1 protein-coding gene and 1 pseudogene are annotated in these 1,223 nt (G+C 61.7%); both read left to right on the top strand.

Going from position 1 to position 1,223, the window contains the following annotated elements:
• Window positions 1-900 (top strand): endolytic transglycosylase MltG (gene mltG, locus ABZ646_RS46960; RefSeq protein ID WP_360534009.1); only part of this gene is annotated, 900 nt, incomplete at its 5' end.
• Window positions 887-1,223, top strand: a pseudogene (locus tag ABZ646_RS46955) (hypothetical protein); the annotation flags it as partial. The gene mltG and the pseudogene ABZ646_RS46955, both read left to right, overlap by 14 nt.

The following is a 1,223-nucleotide window of genomic DNA, read 5'->3' as shown; positions in this document are numbered from 1 at the left end:
GGGAACGAGATCGCCAGCATTCTCAAGAAGGCTGGTGTCGTCAAATCCGTCGACGCCTTCATCTCTGCACAGAACGGAAAATTCAAGGGGAAGTCCGTTCAGGCCGGCAGTTACATCCTGAAAAAGGAGATGTCAGCCGAGAGTGCCTTCGAGTTGTTGCTCGACCCGAAGAGCCAGAACGGTCTCATGGTGGCCCCGGGGACGCGCAACGCATCCGTCTACGAGATGATCGACAAGAAGCTTGACCTCAAGATCGGCACGACGGCGGAGGTCGCCAAAAAGAATGCGGGCAGTCTCGGCCTGCCCGAATGGGCCGATAACGACCCGCTGATAAAGGATCCGCTGGAGGGCTTCCTCTATCCTGCCACCTATTCGGTCTCCAAGGGGACGAAGCCCGAAGCCGTGCTGAAGAAGATGGTCGGCCGGGCGACGGTCGAATATGACAAGCTGGACCTGGAAGAGACAGCCGCGGAGCACGATCTGGACGGCCCTTGGCAGGTGCTCACCGTCGCGAGCCTCGTCCAGGCGGAGGGCAAGACGCACGACGACTTCCGGAAGATGAGCGAAGTCATCTACAACCGTCTCAAGCCCACCAACACCGAGACGAATCAGCTGCTTCAGTTCGACTCGACGTTCAATTACCTCAAGAAGCAGAGCAAGATCAATATCAGCGTGTCCGAGATCCACAAGAACAAGGATCCGTACAACACCTACACGCAGCGGGGCCTCACGCCCGGACCCATCGGTAACCCGGGCACCGATGCCCTCGCCGCCGCGAAGAACCCGACTGCTGACGGCTGGATCTACTTCGTCGCCACCGACGGGCAGCACAAGACCGAGTTCGCCAAGAACTACGAAGAATTCTTGAAGCTCAAGGAAAAGTTCGATGCGCTCGAATGAGGCCCGTCGGGCCGCCGTCCTCGGCTCGCCCATCGCCCATTCCCTGTCCCCGGTCCTCCATCGGGCCGCCTACGCGGAGCTCGGCCTCGACCACTGGTCGTACGACCGCTTCGAGGTGGACGAGGCAGGACTCCCCGGCTTCGTCGAGGGTCTGGACTCCACCTGGGCCGGGCTGTCCCTGACGATGCCGCTCAAGCGGGCGATCATGCCGATGCTGGACGGGATCAGCGACACCGCCGCGCCCCGGGGGTCAACTCGTCAGCTGGTAGAGGCTCCTGCCGACCAGCCAGCAGCCCAGCAGCAGGCACAGCGTCACCAGCGCC

The sequence above is a fragment of the Streptomyces sp. NPDC007162 genome (genome assembly GCF_040634175.1).
GTDB lineage: Bacteria > Actinomycetota > Actinomycetes > Streptomycetales > Streptomycetaceae > Streptomyces.
This window is presented reverse-complemented; position numbering and strand designations above follow the sequence as displayed.